Source organism: Pseudomonas sp. HS-18, from assembly GCF_020401845.1.
Classification (GTDB): domain Bacteria; phylum Pseudomonadota; class Gammaproteobacteria; order Pseudomonadales; family Pseudomonadaceae; genus Pseudomonas; species Pseudomonas nitroreducens.
This window is the reverse complement of the sequence record NZ_CP084413.1, coordinates 5747783-5770325: the sequence shown is the minus strand read 5'-3', so window position 1 is coordinate 5770325 and position 22543 is coordinate 5747783. Positions and strand designations below refer to the sequence as shown.

Genomic DNA, 22543 nt, shown 5'->3' with positions numbered 1-22543 from the left:
GCGCGCCCTGGGCTACCCCGTGAGGGCGGTTAGTTTAAAGGGCAGAAGGCGGGGAGCAAACCTTTCCCGGATCACGAGCCCCGCGCCATCTGCTTCACCGCGTGCTCGATGCACTGCACGGTGCGGCCGAAGGCCTGCGCGTGCAGGTCTGCCAGCGGCTGCCCGAGGCGGTCGCAGACGACCAGCATGACCACCCGCGCGCCATTGCCCAGCGAGCGCAGCAGCAGATGTTCACTGGGTAGCAGCGCCTTCAGCGAGCCGGGAATCAGCGCCGAGAACTCGGCCATGTTGGTCGGGCTCAGGCGCAGTTGTCCGGGTTGTTGCAGGAGTTTGCGCAGCACCGGGCTGGCGGCGACTTCCAGCTTGAACTCGCCGATCTCGCCGTCCAGGCCGAAGTGGCGGCGCGCCTGCAACCAGCTGCCGCCCTTGTCGGCCAGCAGGATCATCCCGCGTTGCAGCCCGCAGGCCTGCAAGGCAGCCGTGGCACAGTCGAGCAGTTGCACGGCGTTGCCGAACGGGCTGGGCGTCTGCATCAGGCGGGTGCAGTGCTGACGCCATTCGACGAGGGTGTCCGGCGCCTTGGCCGGCTCCTCGGCCTTCGGCCCGTTGAGCCAGCGGCGCGCATCCCAGGGCCAGAGCAACGCCTGCGCCGGGTGCCAGAGCAGCGGGCGGGCGTGGCGGCGGGCGCTCTGCGCGGCGAGGCCGTGGACGGTCTGCTGCAATTCTTCCAGCGGCATCTGCAGATAGAGGCTGGTCAGGCGCTGCCAGCGCAGCATGTGCACGCCCCCCCAGGACTGGTGTGCGGCCATGGCGATGCTGTTGGCCAGGAGGATGGTGTTGGCCGGGCGGGTCAGCCAGCGTTGCAGTTCCGGATCGGCGTCCAGGCGCTGCTGCTGGCCCAGCGGCTCGTGTTCGGTGTGGGCGACGTGCAGGGCGCGCACCAGCAGGCGCTTGTCGTCGCTGAGCAGGGCGTAGCCCTGGCCGACCCAGTCCGGCAGCCGCCAACTGTCGGCCAGCGCGCGGCACAAGGGCAGCAGGGGAGTGCCGAGCAACTCCTCTTCGACTTCGCTGCTGCAGCGGCCCAGGCCGTAGACCTGGCGCTGCCAGCTCTCCATCAGCTCCGGTTTCGCGGTGGCCAGCGCCCACAGCGGCGCAAGGGTGAACAGGCTGCCCCAGTGGATTTCCTGCCAGAGTCGCGCCAGGCGGTTGGCGAACAGGCCGCTGGCCTGCTGCATGGCATGGCGGCTGATCAGCAGCAGTTGGCTCAGGGCTCGCGGCATCTGCGTCTCGGGCATCGCGGGCAGGCTGTCGAGCAATTGAGTGACGCGGGACAAGCCCAGGCGGTTGAGGGCGACCTCCAGGCTTTCCGCCGGATTGTCCCTGGCGCTCTGTGCGCGGTTGGCTTCGCGCAGGATGGCAAAGGCCAGGGTCGGCGCGTCCTGCAGCAGTTCGGCGATATCGCGGATCGAGCGGCGGCTGTCGTTCAGCGCCCGGCGAATGTCATCGCGCTGTTCCAGCGGAACGGGCAAAGGCAGGTCTTCCAGCTGGGTTAGCCAGGCCTTGAGACGCTCTGGATGAAGCAATTGCTTAGACATGCGTGAGGCGCCGAACTGGTTTTTAGTGTTTTCGGCCTATAGTCTTGCCCGAAATCTCCGATAACAACAGGGAGGCGGGAATCATGCCTCCATTCTGTTCACAGTTTCAGTCCGGTCCCCATGGCAAAAATCATCGGCATCATCGTCATTCTGGGTAGCGTGCTCGGCGGCTACATGCTCTCCGGCGGCAAGATCGCGGCCATCATTCAGCCGTTCGAAGTGCTGATCATCGGCGGCGCCGCGCTGGGCGCCTTCCTCCAGGCCAACCCTGGCAGCACCTTCATGACCGTACTGAAGAAGGCGCCGAAGATGTTCGGCAACCGCTTCACCCATACCTTCTACCTGGAGGTGCTGGGCATGCTCTACGAGGTGCTCAACAAGAGCCGCCGCGAAGGCATGATGGCGATCGAGGCCGACGTCGAGGACCCGGCTGCCAGCCCGATCTTCAGCAAGTACCCCGCGGTGCTCAGGGACGACCGCATGACGGCCTACATCTGCGACTACCTGCGCATCATGTCTTCCGGCAACATGGCGCCCCACGAGTTGGAAGGCCTGTTCGACATGGAACTGGGCAGCCTCAAGGAAGACCTCGAGCACCCCGCCCATGCAGTGACCCGCGTCGCCGACGCCCTGCCGGGCTTCGGTATCGTCGCCGCGGTACTGGGCATCGTGATCACCATGGCGCTGCTCGGCCAGGGCAGCCAGGCGGAGATCGGCCACCACGTCGCCGCGGCGCTGGTGGGTACCTTCCTCGGTATTCTCGCCGCGTACGGTTTTGTCGGCCCGCTGTCCAACGCGCTGGAGCACGACGCCAAGGAAGAGCTGAACCTCTACGAAGCGATCAAGGCCTGCCTGGTGGCTTCGGCTTCCGGCATGCCGCCCTCGCTGGCCGTGGAGTTTGGCCGCAAGGTGCTGCTGCCGGCGCACCGTCCGAGCTTCAGCGAGCTGGAGCAGGCCGTTCGCGGTCGCTGATGGGTCGCCTGACGCATGGATAACAATCAGCCGATCATCGTCAAGCGCGTCAAGCGCTATGCCGCTGGCCACCACGGCGGCGGCTGGAAGATCGCCTTCGCCGACTTTGCCACCGCCATGATGGCGTTCTTCCTCGTGCTCTGGCTGCTGTCCTCGGCCACGCCCGAGCAGAAGAAGGCCATCTCCGGTTACTTCCAGGACCCCATCGGCTTCACCGAGAGTGCCAGCCCCTACGTCATCGACCTGGGCGGCACGCCGACGCCGGCGCCGGACAAGACGCTGAACCCGCAGATCCAGGCCCAGCCGGATGCCGACGAGACGCGCATCAACCCGGACGAGAACGCCAAGATCAACGAGCAGCAGGCCGAGGACGTCGCCGAGAAGGTCGAGAAGGAGCGCCTGGAGTTGCTGCTGCAGGAACTGCAGAACAAGGTCGACGAGAACCCGACGCTCAAGCGCTTCAAGGACCAGATCCTCTTCGAGATCACCCAGGACGGCCTGCGTATCCAGATTGTCGATTCGGACAACCGGCCGATGTTCGACCTGGGCAGCGCGCGTTTGCAGTCCTATTTCGAGGACATCCTGCTGGCGCTGGCCGAGACCATCAAGCAGGTGCCGAACAAAATCAGCATCAGTGGCCACACCGACGCCAAGCCCTACGCCGGCAATGGCGACTTCGGCAACTGGGAGCTTTCGGCCAACCGCGCCAACGCGGCGCGGCGCGCGCTGGAAGCCGGCGGCTACCCGGAAGACCAGATCGCCCGCGTGGTGGGCTACGCCTCTTCGGCGCTGTTCGACCGCGACCAGCCGCTGAATCCAGTGAACCGTCGGATCGACATCATCGTCCTGACCAAGAAGGCCCAGCGCGCCATCGAGGGGCAGGACGGCGGCAGCGACAAGCCGGTCGATGGCGCAGTCCCGGCTGCCCCGGGCGCCGCCACACCGGCAGCGCCCAATGGCGCACCGGCCAAGCCAGCGAGCGGCCAGGGCGACCCTGTGCCGCCGGACCAGCTCAAGCAGAAGCTCAACCTGTTCGACGACGGCGGTACGCTGAAACTCGACGAGTTGAACAAGCAGCAGTAGGAAACGAAGAAGGCCAGCTGAACAGCTGGCCTTCTTCGTTGCGCTTCATGCCATTGATTTGCCGAGGCGTGCTCGCTCCTACTGGGCCGTGCAACATCGGTGCGGCGGATAACGCTTGAGGCGTTATCCGCCAATCAATATTCGTCTTGCGGCAGGCTCGCGAGGATGTGCCGGTAGCTGGCCATCCGTTGCGGCGAAACACGCCCGTCTTCCAGCGCCTTGAGCAGCGCACAGCCCGGTTCGCGATCGTGCTTGCAGTCGCGGAAGCGGCAGTGGCCGAGCAGGTCGTGGAACTCGATGAAGCCGGCTTCGACATCGTCACGGCTGACATGGCCGAGGCCGAATTCGCGGATGCCGGGGGAGTCGATCAGGTCGCCGCCGGCGGGGAAGTGGAACAGCCGCGCGGTGGTGGTGGTGTGGGTGCCCTTGCCGGTGACTTCCGAGAGATCACCGACGCGGGTGTCGACGCCGGGCAGCAATGCGTTCACCAGCGACGACTTGCCTACGCCGGACTGTCCGACGAACACGCTGACGTGCTCGTTCAGCGCGGCACGAAGGGCGTCCAGCGCCAGGCCGTTGAAGGCGGAAACCTCCAGCAGCGGGTAGCCCAGCTCGCGGTAGGTGCCCAGCAGCGAATCGAGGAAGGGGGCGTTTTCCTCGTCGATCAGGTCGGCCTTGTTCAGCAACAGCAGCGGCTTGATGCCGGCGTGCTCGGCGGCCACCAGGTAGCGGTCGATCAGGTTGGCGTGGGGTTCCGGGCGCGGGGCGAAGACGATCACGATGCGATCGACGTTGGCCGCCACCGGCTTGAGCACGCCGCGCATGTCCGGGCGACGCAGCTCGGACGTTCGCGGCAATTGCGCGACGATCACCCCGATGCCCTGGTTGCCGGGGCGCCAGACCACCTGGTCGCCGGTCACCAGCGGGGGCAGGTTGGCGCGCAGGTGGCAGCGGAACACCTGGCCGGCGTGGTCGCCTTCCTGGGCCTCGACTTCCACCTGCACCCCGAAGTGCGCAATCACCTGGCCGGTCTGCTCCGGGCCGAGGTCGCCGCCTTCCAATTCTTCCAAGGCGCGTGACTCACGCTTCGCCGCGCGCGAAGCGCGTTCTTCCTGGACTTTTTCGATCCGCCAGCTCTGCCGGCGGGTGAGGTGACGCTTGGCCATAGGGTATCCACAGGGAAAATCGCGCCGCAGTTTAGCATGCGCGCGTCCGCTTCCCGCTAAACTAGGGGGCTGAGCTGAGGAGCCCCATCATGCAGAACCCGCAGAACCTGATCTGGATCGACCTGGAAATGACCGGGCTGGACCCGGACAAGGATGTCATCATCGAGATGGCGACCATCGTCACCGACAGCGACCTGAACATCCTCGAGGAAGGCCCGGTGATCGCCGTGCACCAGAGTGAGGAGCTGCTCGCCGGCATGGACGAGTGGAATACCCGTCAGCACGGCCAATCCGGCCTGACCCAGCGCGTGCGTGAAAGCACCATCTCCGCCGCCGAAGCCGAAGCGATGACCATCGCCTTCCTGGAAAAGTGGGTACCCAAGCGCAGCTCGCCGATCTGCGGCAACAGCATCTGCCAGGACCGCCGCTTCCTCTACCGCCACATGCCGAAGCTGGAAGGCTACTTCCACTACCGCAACCTGGACGTCTCCACCCTCAAGGAACTGGCAGCGCGCTGGGCGCCTTCGGTGCGGGATGGCTTCAAGAAGGGCAACACCCACCTGGCGCTGGACGACATCCGCGAGTCGATCGCCGAGCTGCGCTACTACCGCGAGCACTTCATCAAAGTCTGAGCCGACGGCTCTTTGTAGGGGCGAGCTTGCTCGCGAACTGATTCCGTCGCGGGGCTTGGTTTGCGAGCGAGTACCATGCGTCCCCCTCGCTCCTACACGTCTCCTTCAGGCGCAGTGCCGGCCCAGCGCCCACGCCACATGCTCGCGCACCAGCTCCGACGGGAACTCCTGTCGTGCCCGCAGCGCCTCGATCACCGGGATGGTCGATGGCGCATTGCCCAATCCCACGGCCAGGTTGCGCAGCCAGCGCTCGTAGCCCGCTCGTCGCAATGGCGAACCCTCGGTGCGGCTGAGGAATTCCTCTTCCGTCCACAGGAACAGCTCCGCCAGCGCGGCGTTGTCCAGGCTGTGGCGCGGTTGGAAGTCGCCCTGGTCGGTGGCGCGGGCGAAACGGTTCCACGGGCAGACCATCTGGCAGTCATCGCAGCCGAATACACGGTTGCCGATCAGCGGGCGCAGGTCTTCGGGGATCGGGCCCTTCAATTCGATGGTCAGGTAGGAAATACAGCGCCGTGCATCCAGCACATAGGGCGCCACGAAAGCGGCGGTGGGGCAGATGTCCATGCAGGCCGAGCAGCGCCCGCAGTGCTCCGTGCCGTGCGGCTCATCCACCGGCAGCGGCAGGTCGGTGAACAGCTCGCCGAGGAAGAAGTAGCTGCCGGCCTTGCGGTTCAGCACCAAGGTGTTCTTGCCGATCCACCCCAGACCCGATTGCTCGGCGATGGCCTTCTCCAGCACCGGTGCGCTGTCGACGAAGGCGCGGAAGCCGAACGGTCCGACCTGCTGCTGGATGCGTTCGGCCAGTTGCTGCAGACGCTTGCGGATCAGCTTGTGGTAATCGCGGCCCAGGGCATAGCGCGAGACATAGGCCCTCTCCGGATCGCCCAGGACCTGCGCCATACGGGTGTCGCCGGGCAGGTAGTCCATGCGCAGCGATACGACCCGTAGCGTGCCGGGAACCAGTTCGTCGGGCCGCCAGCGCTTGCTGCCATGGGCGCCCATGTAGTCCATCTCGCCGTGGTAGCCCGCATCCAGCCAGCGCTGCAGGTGGGTGCCGTGTTCCTCGAGGTCGAGCCCGCTGATGCCGACCTGCTGGAAGCCGAGTTCGCGCCCCCAGTCCTTGATGGAGCGGGCGAGGTCGGCGTAGTCGAGCGTTGAATCGTGCATGGAAGGCGGGAAACCGAAGTCCGGGTGCGTATAATTCTGCCAGACCTGGCCGGCGTCGGCCCGTCCGTACGCCAATAGCCGCTCAAAATCTGCTGCGCGTCGGCAGAGCTGCGTTAAAAACAGACTCGGAATGCTCATTTACAGCAGTAAACTGCGCTCCCTCGTCTGTTTTTGCCTTGCTCTGCTCTAGCTCGCGAGCTTTTGAACAGGCGCTCAGGCGACACATTCTGCCGCCCGGAACAGCGATGACTGCCCACGACGATCTGCCCCTGAATCTGTACAGCGCCCAGCAGGTGCGCGACCTCGATGCGCGCCTGATCGCGGCCGGCACGCCCGGCTTCGAGCTGATGCGCCGCGCCGCCCATGCCGCCTGGCGCGCCCTGCGTCGCCAGTGGCCGGATGCCGGCGAGGTTACCGTGCTGGCCGGCCACGGCAACAATGCCGGCGACGGCTACCTGATCGCCGCTCTGGCCCTGCGCGCCGGCTGGCGCGTACGCGTGCTGGCAGTGGGCGATGCCTCTCGCCTCTCTGGCGATGCCGCCTCGGCCCATGGCGAGGCGCGCGCGGTCGGCGTGGATGTCCAGGCCTGGAGCGACCGCGCCGAACTGCGAGGTGTGCTGGTGGATGCGCTGCTGGGCACCGGCCTCGGCGGCGAGGTGCGCGAGCCCTATGCCTCGGCCATCGCGGCGATCAACGCCAGCGGCCTGCCGGTCCTGGCCGTGGACATCCCTTCCGGCCTCAGCGCCGATACCGGACAAGTGCTGGGCTGCGCGGTGAACGCCGATCTGACGGTGACCTTCATTGGCCTCAAGCTTGGCCTGTTTACTGCTCAGGGGCCCGACCAGTGCGGCGAGCTGGTATTCGACGGGCTCGATGCCGATCCTGCGCTGCTTCCCGAAAGCAGCCTGGCGCGCCGGCTCGCTGCAGCTTCCCTGCCCTGCCTCGCAGCGCGCCCCAAGGCTGCGCACAAGGGCCTGTTCGGCCATGCGCTGGTGATCGGCGGCGACACCGGCATGGGCGGCGCCGTTCTGCTGGCGGCGGAGAGCGCGCTACGCTGCGGCGCCGGGCTGGTTTCCCTGGCGACCCGTGCAGTCCACGTGCCCGCTGCGCTGGCTCGTCGCCCCGAACTGATGGCACGCGGCGTCTCCTCTTCCGCAGAGCTGCTGCGCCTCGCCGAGCGGGCCGATGTGCTGGTGGTCGGCCCTGGCGTCGGTCGTGACGCCTGGGGGCGCGTACTGGTCAGCGCCGCAGCGAGCCTGGAGCGCCGACAGGTGTGGGACGCCGATGCGCTCAATCTGCTGGCCGAAGAGCGGGTGGCCCGCCCGTCCGGCGACTGGGTGATCACTCCCCATCCCGCCGAAGCGGCGCGCCTGCTGGGAATCTCCACCGCGGAGGTTCAGGCGGATCGCCCCAAGGCTGCTCTCGCACTGGCGCAACGCTATCAGGCGGTGGCCGTGCTCAAGGGCGTCGGCAGCCTGATCGCGTCCCCGGATGGCCGGCTCGCGCTGTGCGATCACGGTCATCCAGCCATGGCGGGCGCCGGGCTGGGTGACGTGCTTTCCGGCATCCTCGGTGCGCTGCTGGCGCAGGGGTTGCCTGCATTCGATGCCGCTTGCCTGGCGGTCTGGCTGCACGCGCGCGCCGGCGAGTCGCTCGGCGCGCAAGGTCGCGGCCTGGCCGCCGCCGATCTGATTCCTGCCGTTCGTCAGCTGCTCGAGGAGTTGTGCCCATGCCTGAACTGAATCTGTTCGCCGATGGCGAAGAGGCCATGGTCGATCTTGGTCGGCGGATCGCCGAGGCGACCGGCGGGCGCGGAGTGATCTATCTGCATGGCGACCTGGGGGCGGGCAAGACCACGCTGTCGCGCGGCATCCTGCGGGGATTGGGCCACGGTGGAGCGGTCAAGAGTCCGACCTTCACCCTGGTCGAGCCCTACGAAATCGGCGATCTGCGCGCCTTCCACTTCGATCTCTATCGCCTTGCCGATCCGGAGGAACTGGAGTTCCTCGGCATCCGCGACTACTTCGAGGGCGATGCGTTGTGCCTGATCGAGTGGGCGGAGCGTGGCAAAGGCATTTTGCCAAAGGCCGACATGGACATTACCATTGTTCCGCATGCGGGCGGACGCATGCTGCGCCTCGACCCGCACGGAACACGGGGCGAAGCCTGGTGTGCCGCCCTGGCCACGGGAGCATAGAAAAAAGATGGGTTGGGGGTTGCGCCTTCGGGCGTTGTTTATCGGGGTGTCCGTTCTGCTGGCATTCGTTGCCGGTGAGGTTTCTGCCGCCACGCAAATCAAGAGCGTGCGCATCTGGCGCGCGCCGGACAACACGCGTCTGGTGTTCGATCTGTCCGGCCCTGTGCAGCACAGTCTGTTCACCCTGAGCGCGCCCAACCGTATCGTCGTCGACATCAACGGCGCACAGATGTCCGCCGCCCTCGACAAGCTCAAACTCGGCAATACCCCGATCACCGCGATGCGCTCCGCCCAGCGCTCGCCCACCGACCTGCGCCTGGTGCTGGACCTGAAGAACCAGGTCACGCCCAAGAGCTTCGTGCTGCCGCCGAACCAGCAGTACGGCAACCGCCTCGTCGTCGACCTCTATGACCAGGGCGCCGACATTGCCCCGGACGTCCCGGCGACCCCGACCCCCAGCGTGCCCGCCACGCCGGTCAGCCCCGCCCAGTCGGTGGCCAAGATTCCCGCGCCCAGCAGTGGCGGCAAGCGTGACGTGGTGATCGCCATCGACGCCGGTCACGGCGGTGAAGACCCTGGTGCCCTCGGCCCGAATGGTCTGCACGAGAAGAACATCACGCTGTCGATCGCCCGCGAACTGCAGCGGCAGATCAACCAGATGAAAGGCTTCCGCGCCGAACTGACGCGCACCGGCGACTACTTCATCCCACTGCGCAACCGCACCGTGATCGCCCGCAAGAAGGGCGCGGACCTGTTCGTTTCGATCCACGCCGACGCCGCGCCCAGCCGCAGCGCCTTCGGTGCCTCGGTATTCGCCCTGTCCGACCGTGGCGCTACCTCCGAGACCGCGCGCTGGCTGGCCGACACGGAAAACCGCTCCGACCTCATCGGCGGCGACGGCGGCGTGAACCTCGACGACAAGGACAAGATGCTCGCCGGCGTGCTGCTCGACCTGTCGATGACCGCCACCATGTCCTCCAGCCTGGACGTCGGCCACAAGGTGCTGACCAGCGTCGGCCGCGTCACCCCGCTGCACAAGCGCCGTGTGGAGCAGGCCGGCTTCATGGTGCTGAAGTCCCCGGACATCCCGTCGATCCTGGTGGAAACCGGGTTCATCTCCAACCCGAACGAATCGGCCAAGCTCGCCAGCGGCTCGCACCAGCAGGCCCTGGCGCGCTCCATCGCCGCTGGCGTGCGTCAGTACTTCGTGCAGACCCCGCCGCCGGGTACCTACATCGCCTCGCTGCGTGACGGCGGCCAGTTGGCTTCCGGCCCGCGAGAGTATGTCGTGCGCAGTGGCGACAGCCTGGCGATGGTTGCCAGCCGCTTTGACGTCAGCACGGCCTCGATCCGCAGCGCCAATTCGCTCAAGAGCGATGAGCTGAAGATCGGTCAGGTGCTGAAGATCCCGGGCACCTCCCTGGCGTCGCAGCAATGAGTGACGTTCGCCGAATCCAGCTGCTGACTCCGCGGCTGGCGAACCAGATCGCTGCCGGCGAAGTGGTCGAGCGGCCCGCCTCGGTCATCAAGGAACTGCTGGAGAACTGCCTGGACGCCGGTGCCAAGCGCATCGACATCGAGGTCGAACAGGGCGGCGTCAAGCTGCTGCGTGTGCGCGACGATGGCAGCGGCATTCCTGCCGACGACCTGCCTTTGGCACTGGCGCGCCATGCCACCAGCAAGATCCGCGAGCTGGAAGACCTGGAGCGGGTGATGAGCCTGGGCTTCCGCGGCGAGGCGCTGGCTTCGATCAGCTCCGTCTCGCGTCTGACCCTGACCTCCCGCACCGCCGATGCCGAGCAGGCCTGGCAGGTGGAGGTCGAAGGCCGCGACATGGAGTCCACCGTGAAGCCGGCGGCACACCCGGTGGGCACCAGCATCGAGGTGCGCGACCTGTTCTTCAACACCCCGGCGCGACGCAAGTTTCTGCGCGCCGAGAAGACCGAATTCGATCATCTGCAGGAAGTCATCAAGCGTCTGGCGCTGGCGCGCTTCGACGTGGCATTCCATCTGCGCCATAACGGCAAGACCATCCTCTCGCTGCATGAAGCCAAGGACGAAGCTTCCCGCGCCCGCCGCGTCGGCGCCGTGTGCAGCGCTGGTTTCCTTGAACAGGCCCTGCCCATCGAAGTGGAGCGCAACGGCCTGCACCTGTGGGGCTGGGTCGGTCTGCCGACCTTCTCCCGCAGCCAGCCGGACCTGCAGTACTTCTACGTGAACGGCCGCATGGTGCGCGACAAGCTGGTCGCCCACGCCGTACGCCAGGCCTATCGTGACGTGCTGTACAACGGCCGGCATCCGACCTTCGTGCTGTTCTTCGAAGTCGATCCCGCGGTGGTGGACGTCAACGTCCACCCGACCAAGCACGAAGTGCGCTTCCGCGACAGTCGCATGGTCCACGACTTCCTCTACGGCACCCTGCACCGGGCGCTGGCGGAAGTGCGCCCCGACGACCAGTTGGCTCCGCCGGGCGCCACCACCCTGACTACACCGCGCCCCACGGGTACGGAGGCCGGCGAGTTCGGTCCGCAGGGCGAGATGCGCCTGTCCGAGACTGTGCTGGAGGCTCCGGCCGCCGCGCGTGCCTGGCAGCCCAGCCCATCTTCCGGCGGATCCGGTGGCGGTGGCTTCAGCTACCAGCCGACGCGCCCGGAAATACCGCCGATCCAGGAGGCCCAGGGCGCCTACCAGGCCTATTTTGCTCCGCTGCCCGACCAGGCGCCGCAGGCGTTGCCGGAAAGCAGCCAGGATGTGCCGCCGCTGGGCTATGCCCTGGCGCAGCTCAAGGGTATCTACATCCTTTCGGAGAACGCCCACGGCCTGGTGCTGGTGGATATGCACGCGGCCCACGAGCGCATCATGTATGAGCGCCTGAAGACCGCCATGGCCAGCGAAGGCCTGCGTGGTCAGCCGCTGCTGGTGCCTGAATCCATCGCTGTCAGCGAGCGTGAGGCGGACTGCGCGGAGGAGCATGGCAGTTGGTTCTCCAAGCTCGGCTTCGAACTGCAACGGCTCGGTCCGGAGACCCTGGCGATCCGCCAGATTCCCGCGCTGCTCAAGCAGGCCGAGGCCACCCAGTTGGTGCGCGATGTGCTCGCCGACCTGCTGGAGTACGGCACCAGCGACCGTATCCAGGCGCACCTCAACGAGCTGCTCGGCACCATGGCCTGCCACGGCGCCGTGCGCGCCAATCGCCGCCTGACGCTGCCGGAGATGAACGGCCTGCTGCGCGACATGGAAGTGACCGAGCGCAGCGGCCAGTGCAACCACGGCCGGCCGACCTGGACACAACTGGGGCTCGACGAGCTGGACAAGCTGTTCCTGCGCGGACGTTGATTTCCGTAAGGTTGCGTTCAGGAAAGTGCAGTAAACTGCGCGCCAATCGATTCAGCAGTGCGCAATAACGAGTTCCCGATGTCCTTGCCTCCCGCCATTTTCCTCATGGGCCCCACCGCCGCCGGCAAGACCGACCTGGCGCTGGAGCTGGCGCGTCTGCTGCCGGTGGAGCTGATCAGCGTGGACTCGGCGCTGATCTACCGCGACATGGATATCGGCACCGCCAAGCCGCCGCGCGAGGTGCTGGAGGAATTCCCGCACCGACTGATCGATATCCGTGACCCCAGCGAGGCCTATTCGGCAGCGGAGTTCCGCGCCGACGCCCTGGCGGCCATGGCCGAAATCACCGCGGCCGGAAAGATCCCGCTGCTGGTCGGCGGCACCATGTTGTATTTCAAGGCGTTGCTGGAAGGCCTGGCCGATATGCCCAGTGCCGACCCCGTCGTACGTGCCGAACTGGAAGCCTGGGCGGCCGCCGAAGGCTGGAGTGCCCTGCACTCGGAACTCGCCCGCGTCGACCCGGAGTCGGCGGCGCGCATCCACCCCAACGACCCCCAGCGGCTTGTCCGGGCGCTTGAGGTCTTCCGTGTCAGCGGTATGTCCATGACTGCACACCGCCTTCGCCAGGCTAGTGAAAATGCGGGTCTTGGCGCGCAAGGCGGTGGACAATTACCGTATACTGTGGCTCACCTGGCGATTGCGCCTCTGCAGCGCCAGGTGTTGCACGAGCGTATCGCGCAACGTTTTGACCAGATGCTGGAACAGGGCTTCATCGCCGAGGTCGAACGCCTTCGCGCAAGAAGTGACTTGCACGTGGGGCTGCCGTCCATAAGAGCGGTGGGTTACCGACAGGTATGGGATTACCTCGAGGGCAAACTGTCCTACGCTGAGATGGTGGAGCGTGGCGTCATCGCCACGCGGCAGCTGGCCAAGCGCCAGTTCACCTGGCTCCGCAGCTGGAGCGATCTACACTGGTTGGACAGTCAGGCAAGCGACAATTTGCCGCGTGCCTTGAAATACTTTGAGGCGGTCTCCATATAGGCTCGAGACCTTAATTCCGGCCGTCTATCCTTGGGGTTCAGGACGGCGTTAAGCCAAATTCGACTACTACTAAATCAGTATTTTACCCTTACAAGGAGTGCGGCATATGTCAAAAGGGCATTCGCTACAAGACCCTTACCTCAATACCCTGCGCAAAGAACGCGTTCCGGTTTCCATCTACCTGGTCAACGGCATCAAGCTGCAGGGTCAGATCGAATCCTTCGACCAGTTCGTCATCCTGCTGAAGAACACTGTCAGCCAGATGGTCTACAAACACGCTATTTCCACCGTGGTCCCCAGCCGCCCCGTGCGCCTGCCCACCGGTGATCAACCGGCCGAGCCGGGCAACGTTTGACGGGAGTCCGCCTTGTTCTTTGAGCGCCCGGGTGGTGGGGAACGGGCCATTCTGGTCCATCTGGAAGGTCAGGACCCCGAGGCGCGCGAAGACCCGCAGGAATTCCAGGAGCTGGCCCGTTCGGCAGGCGCGGAATCGGTTGCTTTCGTCAGCATTTCGCGCCATCAGCCTTCAGCCAAGTACCTGATCGGCAGCGGCAAGGTCGAAGAATTGCACGACCTCGTCCACGCCGAGAAGGTCGAGCTGATCATCTTCAATCACACCCTCACGCCGAGCCAGGAGCGCAACCTCGAGCGAGCGCTCGAGTGCCGCGTGCTCGATCGTACGGGTCTGATTCTCGATATCTTCGCCCAGCGCGCCCGCACCCACGAGGGCAAGCTGCAGGTGGAGCTCGCCCAGCTGGAACACATGAGCACGCGTTTGGTGCGCGGCTGGACTCACCTTGAGCGCCAGAAAGGTGGTATCGGCCTGCGTGGCCCGGGTGAAACCCAGCTGGAAACCGACCGCCGCCTGCTGCGTGGGCGTATCCGGCAGATCAAGTCGCGCCTGGAAAAGGTTCGCAGCCAGCGCGAGCAGGCCCGTCGTGGCCGCCGCCGTGCGGAGATTCCGGCGGTGTCCCTGGTGGGTTACACCAACGCCGGCAAGTCCACGCTGTTCAATGCGCTAACCACATCCGAGGTCTACGCGGCCGACCAGTTGTTCGCCACTCTCGACCCGACCTTGCGCCGTCTGGAACTCGATGACGTTGGGCCGATCGTGCTGGCTGACACCGTAGGCTTCATTCGCCACCTGCCGCACAAGCTGGTGGAGGCGTTTCGGGCTACCTTGGAAGAGTCCAGCAACTCCGACCTGCTGCTGCATGTGATCGACTCCCACGAGCCGGATCGCGATGCGCAGATCGAGCAGGTGCTGGCAGTGCTCAAGGAGATCGGCGCGAACGAGTTGCCGATGCTCGAGGTGTACAACAAGATCGACCTGTTGCCGGACCTGCAGCCGATGATCCAGCGCGACGAGTTGGGTAAGCCGGTCCGTGTCTGGCTGTCGGCGCGTGAATCGCGTGGGCTGGAATTGCTCGAGCAGGCGATTTCCGAGTTGCTGGGGGAGGACATGTTCGTGGGAACGCTCTGCCTGCCGCAGCGCCTGGGACGACTTCGGGCTCAGTTCTTCGAGCTGGGTGCGGTACAGTCTGAGAATCACGACGAACAAGGACGCGCCGTTTTGCAGGTCCGCCTGCCGCGTGTCGAGTTGAACCGCATGGTGAGCCGCGAAGGCTGGCAGCCGTCGGAGTTCATTGCGCAACACACTTTGCAATAAAGCCCGGCACACTGTTTTTGGCAGGGTAATGGGCATTCGGTAGCATAGGTGGGCGCGCCGTAGGCGCGTTTTCGCGTTATCAGATGGAGAGCGCTATGGCTTGGAATGAGCCGGGTGACAACTCGAACAAGAACGACCAGGACCCCTGGGGTGGACGCCGTGGTGGTGGTCGCCAGGGCCCGCCTGATCTGGATGAGGCCTTCCGCAAGCTGCAAGACAGCCTGAATGGAATTTTCGGCAAACCCAAGCGCGGCAGTGGTTCGGGCGGTGGCGGCAGTGGTCGGGGCGGTAGCCTCGGTCTGTTCGGTATCGGCTTGGCTATCCTCGCCGTGCTGTGGCTGTACAACGCCATTTACGTCGTGGATGAGCAGGAGCAGGCGGTGATCCTGCGCTTTGGTCAGTACCACGACACCGTGGGCCCCGGCCTGAACATCTACTTCCCGCCGATCGACAAGAAGTTCCAGGAGAACGTCACCCGCGAGCGTGCCTACAGCAAGCAGGGTCAGATGCTCACCGAAGACGAGAACATCGTCGAGGTTCCGCTGACCGTGCAGTACAAGGTCAGCAACCTGAAGGACTTCGTGCTCAACGTCGACCAGCCGGAAGTGAGCCTGCAGCACGCCACCGAAAGCGCCCTGCGTCACGTGGCCGGCTCCACCACCATGGACAAGATCCTCACCGAGGGCCGCGAACAGATGGCCACCGAGGTGCGTGATCGCCTGCAGCGTTTCCTCGATACCTACAAGACCGGTATCACGGTGACCCAGGTGAACATCCAGAGCGCCGCCGCGCCGCGTGAAGTACAGGAAGCGTTCGACGACGTGATCCGTGCCCGCGAGGACGAGCAGCGCGAGAAGAACCAGGCCGAAGCCTACGCCAACGGCGTGGTGCCCGAAGCCCGTGGCCAGGCCCAGCGCATCATCGAGGAAGCCAACGGCTACCGCGATGAAGTGGTTTCCCGCGCCCAGGGTGAGGCAGACCGCTTCACCAAGTTGGCCAGTGAGTATCACAAGGCTCCGGAAGTCACCCGTCAGCGTCTGTACCTGGACTCCATGCAGGATGTCCTGAGCCAGACCAGCAAGGTGCTGGTCACCGGCCAGCAAGGTCAGAACAACCTGATCTACCTGCCGCTGGACAAGATGATGGATGGCCGTGGTTCGGCAGCTCCGAGCACCGCGCCCAGCGCGAGCAGCAGCACGCCGGATATCGGTTCGCGGGTCGCCAGCGACCTGCAGCAGCGTGACACGCGTACCCGGGAGAGCCGCTGATGAGTAACAAGTCCCTGATCGCCCTCATCGCGGGTGTGGTGGTTGCTGTTGCCGTCTGGAGCAGCGTCTACGTGGTGCAACAGACCGAGCGCGCCGTCATGCTGCGCTTCGGTCGCGTGGTCGAGCCGGACGTGAAGCCCGGTCTGCACTTCAAGATTCCGTACGTCAACACGGTGCGCAAGTTCGATGGCCGCCTGCTGACCCTGGACTCGCCGACCCAGCGCTTCCTGACGCTGGAGAAGAAAGCGGTGATGGTCGACGCCTACGCCAAGTGGCGCGTCTCCGATGCCGAGCGCTTCTACACCGCGACTTCCGGCATGAAGCAGATTGCTGACGAGCGTCTGTCCCGTCGTCTGGAAGCCGGCCTGCGCGACCAGTTCGGCAAGCGCACCCTGCACGAAGTCGTGTCGGGGGAGCGTGATGCGCTGATGGGTGACATCACTGCGTCGCTGAACCGCATGGCGCAGAAGGAGTTGGGTATCGAAGTGGTCGACGTTCGCGTCAAGGCCATCGACCTGCCCAAGGAAGTGAACCGCAGCGTGTTCGAGCGCATGAGCACCGAGCGTGAGCGGGAAGCCCGCGAGCACCGCGCCAAGGGTCGCGAACTGGCCGAAGGTATCCGTGCGGATGCCGACCGTCAGCGTCGTGTGCTGCTGGCCGAGGCCTATCGCGAATCGGAAGAAACCCGTGGTGACGGCGATGCCAAGGCGTCGGCGATCTACGCCAAGGCCTACTCTGCCGATCCGGAGTTCTACGCCTTCACCCGCAGCCTCAAGGCTTATCGCGAGAGCTTTGCGGACAAAAAGGACGTGCTGGTGCTCGATCCGAGCAGCGAGTTCTTCCGCTATCTGGAAAAAGCTAAACCGTAAGTCAAAGTCTCCGGCGGGCGGCAGCGCCCGTCGGAGAAATCGTGTTATCATGGGTCAGCCGGGAAATCCCGGCTTTTTTGCGTCCGCGAGAATGATGTACGAGAGCCATGTGGCAGGAATTCGGCAAGGCGTTCTGTCTGTTGCTGGTGCTGGAAGGCATCCTTCCATTCCTGTACCCGCGTGGTTGGCGCGACGCCGTGAGCGGGCTCGGGCGCCTTGGCGACCGCAGTCTGAGACTCATCGGGCTGGGCAGCATGCTGTTCGGCACCGTCCTTCTTTACTGCATTCATTGAAGTGCCGCCCGGCCTAAAAAAGGAGAGAGGCGACATGGCAACGGTAGACCGCTGGCTGCTGCCAGATGGGATCGAAGAAGTGCTGCCACCGGAGGCGGCTCGCGTTGAAGCAGCCCGCCGTCAGGTGCTGGACCTGTTCCAGCGCTGGGGTTACGAGTTTGTCGTCACCCCGCATATCGAATACCTGGAATCCCTGCTGACCGGTGCCGGCCAGGATCTGGATCTGCGTACCTTCAAGGTCACCGATCCGGCGTCCGGCCGTCTGATGGGCTTCCGTGCGGACATCACGCCGCAAGTGGCACGCATGGACGCCCACAGCCTGCGTCGCGAAGGGCCGAACCGCCTGTGCTACGCCGGCAGCGTGCTGCATGCCCGCCCGCGTGCGCTGGCGACTTCGCGCAGCCCGATCCAGCTGGGTGCCGAGCTTTACGGCAATACCGGCTCGGCGGGTGACGTCGAAGTCATCAGTCTGCTGCTCGACATGCTCGAGATGGCCCAGGTGCCGGACGTGCACATGGACCTCGGTCATGTCGGCATCTACCGTGGCCTGGCCCAGGCTGCCGGGCTGTCCGGCGAAGTCGAGCAACTGCTGTTCGACGCCTTGCAGCGCAAGGCCGTGGATGAAATCGCGGCGCTGACCGAAGGCCTGCCGGGCGATCTCGCCGGCATGCTGCGTGCGTTGGCTGAGTTGTGTGGTGGCCGCGAGGTGCTGAGCCAGGCGCGTGAAGTGCTTGCCGGGGCTCCGGCTCCGGTGCAGACCGCGCTGGCGGACATTACGGCTATTGCCGACTCGCTGGCTGCGCGCTTCCCGCAGCTGCCGCTTTATTTCGACCTCGGCGAGTTGCGTGGCTATCACTATCACACGGGCGTGGTGTTTGCTGCGTTCGTGCCTGGGGTTGGCGAGTCCATCGCCCAGGGCGGTCGTTACGACGACATCGGCGCTGATTTCGGCCGTGCCCGTCCGGCGACCGGTTTTTCCACCGACCTCAAGACCCTGGTCACTCTCGGTCGCGCCCAGCTCGACGAGCCGCGCACCGGAGTCTGGGCGCCGGCCGATGGCGCCGGCTTGTGGCAGGCGGTGCAGCAGCTGCGCCGTCAGGGCGTGCGCGTGGTACAGGCGCTGCCCGGGCAGGATGCGGCTTCGGCTACCGAAGCGGGCTGCGACCGGCAACTGCTGGTTCGCGATGGCAATTGGCAGGTGGCCGCGCTCTGAGGCGCGTCACTCGAGTTTCTGCCGGCCGCGGCCGGCACCGAACATCCACGATGGGGACAAGTTTATGGGTAAGAATGTCGTAGTCCTGGGCACCCAGTGGGGTGATGAGGGCAAAGGCAAGATCGTCGACCTGCTGACCGACCAGGCTGCTGCCGTGGTGCGTTACCAGGGCGGCCACAATGCCGGTCATACCCTGGTGGTCGCTGGCGAGAAGACTGTGCTGCACCTGATTCCGTCGGGCATCCTGCGCGAAGGCGTGCAGTGCCTGATCGGCAACGGCGTGGTGCTGGCGCCCGACGCGCTGATGCGCGAGATCGCCAAGCTGGAAGAGAAGGGCGTACCGGTGCGCGAGCGCCTGCGCATCAGCCCGTCCTGCCCGCTGATCCTGTCCTTCCACGTGGCCCTGGACCAGGCCCGCGAGAAGGCCCGTGGCGACGCCAAGATCGGCACCACCGGTCGCGGCATCGGCCCGGCGTACGAAGACAAAGTGGCCCGTCGTGGTCTGCGCGTGGGCGATCTGTTCCACCGCGAGCGCTTCGCTGCCAAGCTGGGCGAGCTGCTGGACTACCACAACTTCGTCCTGCAGAACTATTACAAGGAACCGGCCGTCGACTTCCAGAAGACTCTGGACGAGTGCATGGCCTACGCCGAAGAACTGCGTCCGCTGATGGCCGACGTGACCTCGACCCTGCACGACCTGCGCCGTGCCGATGAGAACATCATGTTCGAAGGCGCCCAGGGTTCGCTGCTGGACATCGACCACGGTACCTATCCGTTCGTCACCAGCTCCAACACCACGGCCGGCGGCACCGCCACCGGTTCGGGCTTTGGTCCGCTGTTCCTGGATTACATCCTGGGGATCACCAAGGCCTACACTACTCGCGTGGGTTCCGGCCCGTTCCCGACCGAGCTGTTCGATGAAGTCGGCGCCCGCCTGGCCAAGGTCGGTCACGAGTTCGGCGCCACCACCGGGCGTGCCCGTCGTTGCGGCTGGTTCGATGCCGTCATACTGCGTCGCGCCATCGAGATCAACAGCCTGTCCGGCCTGTGCCTGACCAAGCTGGACGTCCTCGACGGCCTGGAAACCGTGCGCATCTGCACCGGCTACCAGAATGCCGCCGGCGAACTGCTGACCGATGCGCCGACCGATGCCGACAGCTACATCGGCCTGCAGCCGGTCTACGAAGACCTGCCGGGCTGGAGCGAGTCGACCGTGGGCGTACAGAGCCTGGAAGGCCTGCCGGCCAATGCGCGCGCGTACATCAAGCGCATCGAGGAGCTGGTTGGCGCGCCCATCGACATCATCTCCACCGGCCCGGACCGCGCCGAGACCATCGTCCTGCGTCATCCGTTCGGCTGATCCACACGCTATACCGCGACGGGCCGCTCATGCGGCCCGTTGTCGTTTCTGCCCTCCGTGTTTTGCGGCCCGGCACGCGCTTTGCTGGTGAAATGGATCGGCGCGCCATCTGCGCCAGAGTTCCGTTGCCTCCCGGAGGAAGCCTGCCGTGTCCGCCGTCCTGTCGCTTCTGCGCAGCCGCTTGCTGCGCCCCGCATTCATTGCCTTGGGCATCGCACTGCTGGTGCAACTGGCGATTGCCCTGTGGCTCACTCGCAGCACCGTCGATGGCCTGGTCAGCAATCTGGGGGATCACCTGGGTAAGGAATCGCAACGCCTGGCTGGTGAGCTGGAGCAGGCCGGTCGCGAAGTGACCTCCGGTTTGAATGATCTTTCCGCGCATACCCGCGAGCGCCTGGGCTCGGCGCTCTCCGCGCGGCTGGAAGAAGAGCAGGGCGAGTTGCGCCAGAGCCTGGAACAGAGCCTGCGCCAATCCGCCACCGAATTGGCGCAATTGTTGGCTGCCGTGGCGCCCAAGGCCATGTGGGATAACGACGTGCCGCTGCTCTCCGATTACGCTCGGCGCGCTCAGGCCAATCCCAATGTGCTCTTCGTGGTCTACGACGATCCGCAGGGCCAGCACCTCACCCGTTACCTCAATCGCGAGGATGAGCGGGTCAAGGCGCTGCTGGAAAAAGGCAAGGGTGAGCGGGCGCTGGACAAGGTACTGGAGGCCGCGAGCCACGACAGCTCGGTGTTTCTCGTTGAAGCGCCGATCAGCCCGAATGGCGTGGAAATCGGCAAAGTGCGCCTGGGTGTTTCCACCGATGCGATCGAGAAGCGGATCGCCGCGCTGGATCAGCGCTTCTCTGCCCTGGTCGCCAGTGGTGATCAGTTGGTGGGGGACAGCCTTGCCGGCGCAGCTGCCGACAGCGCCAGGGCGCTGACTGCGCGTCTGCAGTCGGCGAAACAGGCGGCAGACGGCATGAGCCTGGGCGCGAAGACTTCCATCGAGGAGGCCGCGAGTACCCTGCGTTGGCGCATCGGTATGGGCTTGGTGCTGGTGGGTCTTGGTGTGCTGTTGTGCCTGGCAGTCGTGCTCGGTCATCGCGTGGTGAATCGTCTGCGCCTGCTGATCAATGCCTTGAATGACCTGGCGGCGGGTGAGGGTGACCTGACCCGCCGGGTGCGCCTGGATAGTCGTGATGAGCTGGGCGAGATGGCGACAGCGGTGAATCGCTTCGTCGACAAGCTTCAGCCCATCGTGCGGGAGGCCGTGCAGGTTGCTCAGCAGACCGGCAGTGAAATTGCCGCGCTGGCCACTCGCAGTGCCAGTGCCGAGGCGGCAACGGACCGGCAGCGCAATGAGGTCGCCGGCAGCCTAGAGGCGCTCTCCGGGATGGCGGCGGAAGCGGAAATAGAGAGCCGCTCCATGGAGGCGGCCTTGGCTCGGGTCGGAGAGATCCGCAAGGCGGCGCAGGACAATGCAGCCATTGCCCGCAAGGTCGGTGGCCTGATCGAAACCCTGGAGTCCCGTGTGCAGAGCGGCGCCGGTGTGATCGAGCGCCTGGCGCGGCAGAGCGAGCAGATCGAAGTGGTGCTCTCGGTGATCCATGGCATCGCCGAACAGACCAACCTGCTGGCACTGAACGCCGCCATCGAAGCGGCCCGCGCGGGTGAAAGTGGGCGCGGTTTCGCCGTGGTGGCGGACGAGGTGCGAGCGCTGGCGAGCAAGACCCAGCAGTCCACGGGCGATATCCAGTCGCATATCGGTGCGTTGCAGCAGGGTGCACGGGAGGCAGTCTCGGCTATCGGGCAGGCTCGTGAGCAGGCTGTTCAGGGGTTGGCCGCGTTGCAGGATAGCGAACGGCTGCAGCGTGAAGTGCAGAGTGCGGTGGAGGAAGTGCACGGGGCCATCGAGGCGGCGACCCATTCGGCGCAGCAGCAGGCGGTTGGTGCTGCGGCGGTGCGCGGCCGGGTCGAGGTGATCCATGCCGAGGCAAGTCGAGCCGCGGAAGCGGTGAGTGCGACGGCCAGCAGTGGGCGAGTGCTTGATGGGTTGGCCGGTCAGTTGCGCGCCAGCCTGGGGCAGTTCAAGGCGTGATGGTGCGCACGGCCTCGGTGTTTGTGTGGAGGCGAGCGCTGTCCGCGATGGGATCGGGCTCGGCGCGGGGCTGATATCGCCGGCGGAGCCCGCTCCTGCGCCTGGTTTTAATTCTTGGCGAGGCGGAAAGCCGAAAACGAAAAAGCCGAGCAGTGCTCGGCTTTTTCGTTTGAAGATGGTGCCCAGGAGAAGACTCGAACTTCCACGGTGTTGCCACCGCTAGGACCTGAACCTAGTGCGTCTACCAATTCCGCCACCTGGGCATGCTTTTCAGCATGGGGTGCGATGATCGCTCATCGTCTTGCGGTGATGCAACCCTTGGTTGCATCCAGCGGTCTATCGTTCGGTTTCAGGGTTCCGAACCCGCCTGACAAAGCCCGTAAATGACTGACTTTATCCTTGAATAAGTGGTGCCCAGGAGAAGACTCGAACTTCCACGGTGTTGCCACCGCTAGGACCTGAACCTAGTGCGTCTACCAATTCCGCCACCTGGGCACTGGAGTCGATGATTACTCATCGTTTCCGTGTTACAACGTCTGTCTGACGCTGTGGGCGCGAACTATACGGAGAGCGTTTTCGCTTGTAAACCCCTGATGCGA

Annotated in this window: 19 protein-coding genes and 2 tRNA genes; 16 read left to right on the top strand and 5 right to left on the bottom strand. The window is 65.3% G+C overall.

All coding sequences use genetic code 11. From position 1 onward, the window contains the following. Window positions 1-71 precede the first annotated feature (71 nt). Window positions 72-1595 carry an HDOD domain-containing protein gene (locus LDJ84_RS26930; protein ID WP_065085568.1) on the bottom strand — a complete coding sequence of 508 codons (1524 nt, stop codon included), beginning with the start codon at window positions 1593-1595 and terminating at the stop codon, window positions 72-74. A 120-nt stretch (window positions 1596-1715) separates the two neighbouring features. On the opposite strand from LDJ84_RS26930, the gene motA reads away from it, so the two are divergent. Further along, the gene (motA, locus tag LDJ84_RS26925; protein ID WP_024764317.1) at window positions 1716-2567 is read left to right on the top strand and encodes a flagellar motor stator protein MotA; all 852 of its coding nucleotides are present in this window, start codon (window positions 1716-1718) and stop codon (window positions 2565-2567) included. 15 nt (window positions 2568-2582) lie between these two features. Continuing rightward, the gene (gene motB, locus LDJ84_RS26920) at window positions 2583-3650 is read left to right on the top strand and encodes a flagellar motor protein MotB (protein WP_024764318.1); all 1068 of its coding nucleotides are present in this window, start codon (window positions 2583-2585) and stop codon (window positions 3648-3650) included. Between the two features lie 134 nt (window positions 3651-3784). Here motB and rsgA read toward each other — a convergent pair whose 3' ends face one another. Next, complete coding sequence (gene rsgA, locus LDJ84_RS26915; protein WP_065085567.1) at window positions 3785-4816, bottom strand: small ribosomal subunit biogenesis GTPase RsgA; 1032 nt, start codon at window positions 4814-4816, stop codon at window positions 3785-3787. Window positions 4817-4905: 89 nt separating this feature from the next. On the opposite strand from rsgA, the gene orn reads away from it, so the two are divergent. After that, the gene (gene orn, locus LDJ84_RS26910) at window positions 4906-5448 is read left to right on the top strand and encodes an oligoribonuclease (protein WP_024764319.1); all 543 of its coding nucleotides are present in this window, start codon (window positions 4906-4908) and stop codon (window positions 5446-5448) included. A gap of 105 nt (window positions 5449-5553) precedes the next feature. Here the strand turns inward: orn and queG are convergent, their stop codons facing one another. Continuing rightward, window positions 5554-6615: a tRNA epoxyqueuosine(34) reductase QueG gene (queG, locus tag LDJ84_RS26905; RefSeq protein WP_065085608.1), complete on the bottom strand. Its 1062-nt coding sequence runs from the start codon at window positions 6613-6615 to the stop codon at window positions 5554-5556. Between the two features lie 245 nt (window positions 6616-6860). Here queG and LDJ84_RS26900 point away from each other — a divergent pair, with 245 nt between their 5' ends. The 13 genes from LDJ84_RS26900 (at window position 6861) to LDJ84_RS26840 (ending at window position 21944) form a co-directional block, all read left to right on the top strand. Beyond that, on the top strand, window positions 6861-8357 hold the full coding sequence (locus tag LDJ84_RS26900) for a bifunctional ADP-dependent NAD(P)H-hydrate dehydratase/NAD(P)H-hydrate epimerase (RefSeq protein ID WP_065085566.1): 1497 nt from the start codon (window positions 6861-6863) through the stop codon (window positions 8355-8357). Beyond that, on the top strand, window positions 8345-8812 hold the full coding sequence (gene tsaE / locus LDJ84_RS26895; protein WP_037012078.1) for a tRNA (adenosine(37)-N6)-threonylcarbamoyltransferase complex ATPase subunit type 1 TsaE: 468 nt from the start codon (window positions 8345-8347) through the stop codon (window positions 8810-8812). The genes LDJ84_RS26900 and tsaE overlap by 13 nt, the downstream gene beginning before the upstream one ends. A 7-nt stretch (window positions 8813-8819) precedes the next feature. Continuing rightward, a complete protein-coding gene (gene amiB, locus LDJ84_RS26890; RefSeq protein ID WP_083196183.1) occupies window positions 8820-10250 on the top strand; it encodes an N-acetylmuramoyl-L-alanine amidase AmiB in 1431 nt (476 codons plus the stop codon). After that, on the top strand, window positions 10247-12148 hold the full coding sequence (mutL, locus tag LDJ84_RS26885) for a DNA mismatch repair endonuclease MutL (protein WP_065085565.1): 1902 nt from the start codon (window positions 10247-10249) through the stop codon (window positions 12146-12148). The genes amiB and mutL overlap by 4 nt, the downstream gene beginning before the upstream one ends. Window positions 12149-12226: 78 nt before the next feature. Beyond that, window positions 12227-13189, top strand: coding sequence for a tRNA (adenosine(37)-N6)-dimethylallyltransferase MiaA (miaA, locus tag LDJ84_RS26880; RefSeq protein WP_065085564.1), 963 nt, complete (start codon window positions 12227-12229; stop codon window positions 13187-13189). 106 nt (window positions 13190-13295) lie between these two features. Further along, the gene (hfq, locus tag LDJ84_RS26875) at window positions 13296-13544 is read left to right on the top strand and encodes an RNA chaperone Hfq (protein ID WP_017520393.1); all 249 of its coding nucleotides are present in this window, start codon (window positions 13296-13298) and stop codon (window positions 13542-13544) included. Between the two features lie 12 nt (window positions 13545-13556). Then, window positions 13557-14858: a ribosome rescue GTPase HflX gene (hflX, locus tag LDJ84_RS26870; RefSeq protein WP_024764326.1), complete on the top strand. Its 1302-nt coding sequence runs from the start codon at window positions 13557-13559 to the stop codon at window positions 14856-14858. Between the two features lie 95 nt (window positions 14859-14953). Next, complete coding sequence (gene hflK / locus LDJ84_RS26865) at window positions 14954-16126, top strand: FtsH protease activity modulator HflK (protein WP_024764327.1); 1173 nt, start codon at window positions 14954-14956, stop codon at window positions 16124-16126. Continuing rightward, window positions 16126-16995: a protease modulator HflC gene (gene hflC / locus LDJ84_RS26860; RefSeq protein ID WP_024764328.1), complete on the top strand. Its 870-nt coding sequence runs from the start codon at window positions 16126-16128 to the stop codon at window positions 16993-16995. The genes hflK and hflC overlap by 1 nt, the downstream gene beginning before the upstream one ends. Before the next feature lie 107 nt (window positions 16996-17102). Next, complete coding sequence (locus LDJ84_RS26855) at window positions 17103-17288, top strand: DUF2065 domain-containing protein (RefSeq protein ID WP_065085563.1); 186 nt, start codon at window positions 17103-17105, stop codon at window positions 17286-17288. 34 nt (window positions 17289-17322) lie between these two features. Beyond that, a complete protein-coding gene (locus tag LDJ84_RS26850; protein ID WP_065085562.1) occupies window positions 17323-18501 on the top strand; it encodes an ATP phosphoribosyltransferase regulatory subunit in 1179 nt (392 codons plus the stop codon). A gap of 64 nt (window positions 18502-18565) precedes the next feature. Continuing rightward, entirely contained in the window at window positions 18566-19861 is a 1296-nt protein-coding gene (locus LDJ84_RS26845) for an adenylosuccinate synthase (protein ID WP_038803347.1), read from the top strand. A 148-nt stretch (window positions 19862-20009) separates the two neighbouring features. Next, window positions 20010-21944 carry a methyl-accepting chemotaxis protein gene (locus tag LDJ84_RS26840; RefSeq protein ID WP_226045612.1) on the top strand — a complete coding sequence of 645 codons (1935 nt, stop codon included), beginning with the start codon at window positions 20010-20012 and terminating at the stop codon, window positions 21942-21944. Window positions 21945-22120: 176 nt separating this feature from the next. Here LDJ84_RS26840 and LDJ84_RS26835 read toward each other — a convergent pair. Continuing rightward, a tRNA-Leu gene (locus LDJ84_RS26835) sits at window positions 22121-22207 on the bottom strand. Window positions 22208-22352: 145 nt separating this feature from the next. Beyond that, window positions 22353-22439 (bottom strand) — tRNA-Leu (locus tag LDJ84_RS26830). Window positions 22440-22543: the final 104 nt, after the last annotated feature.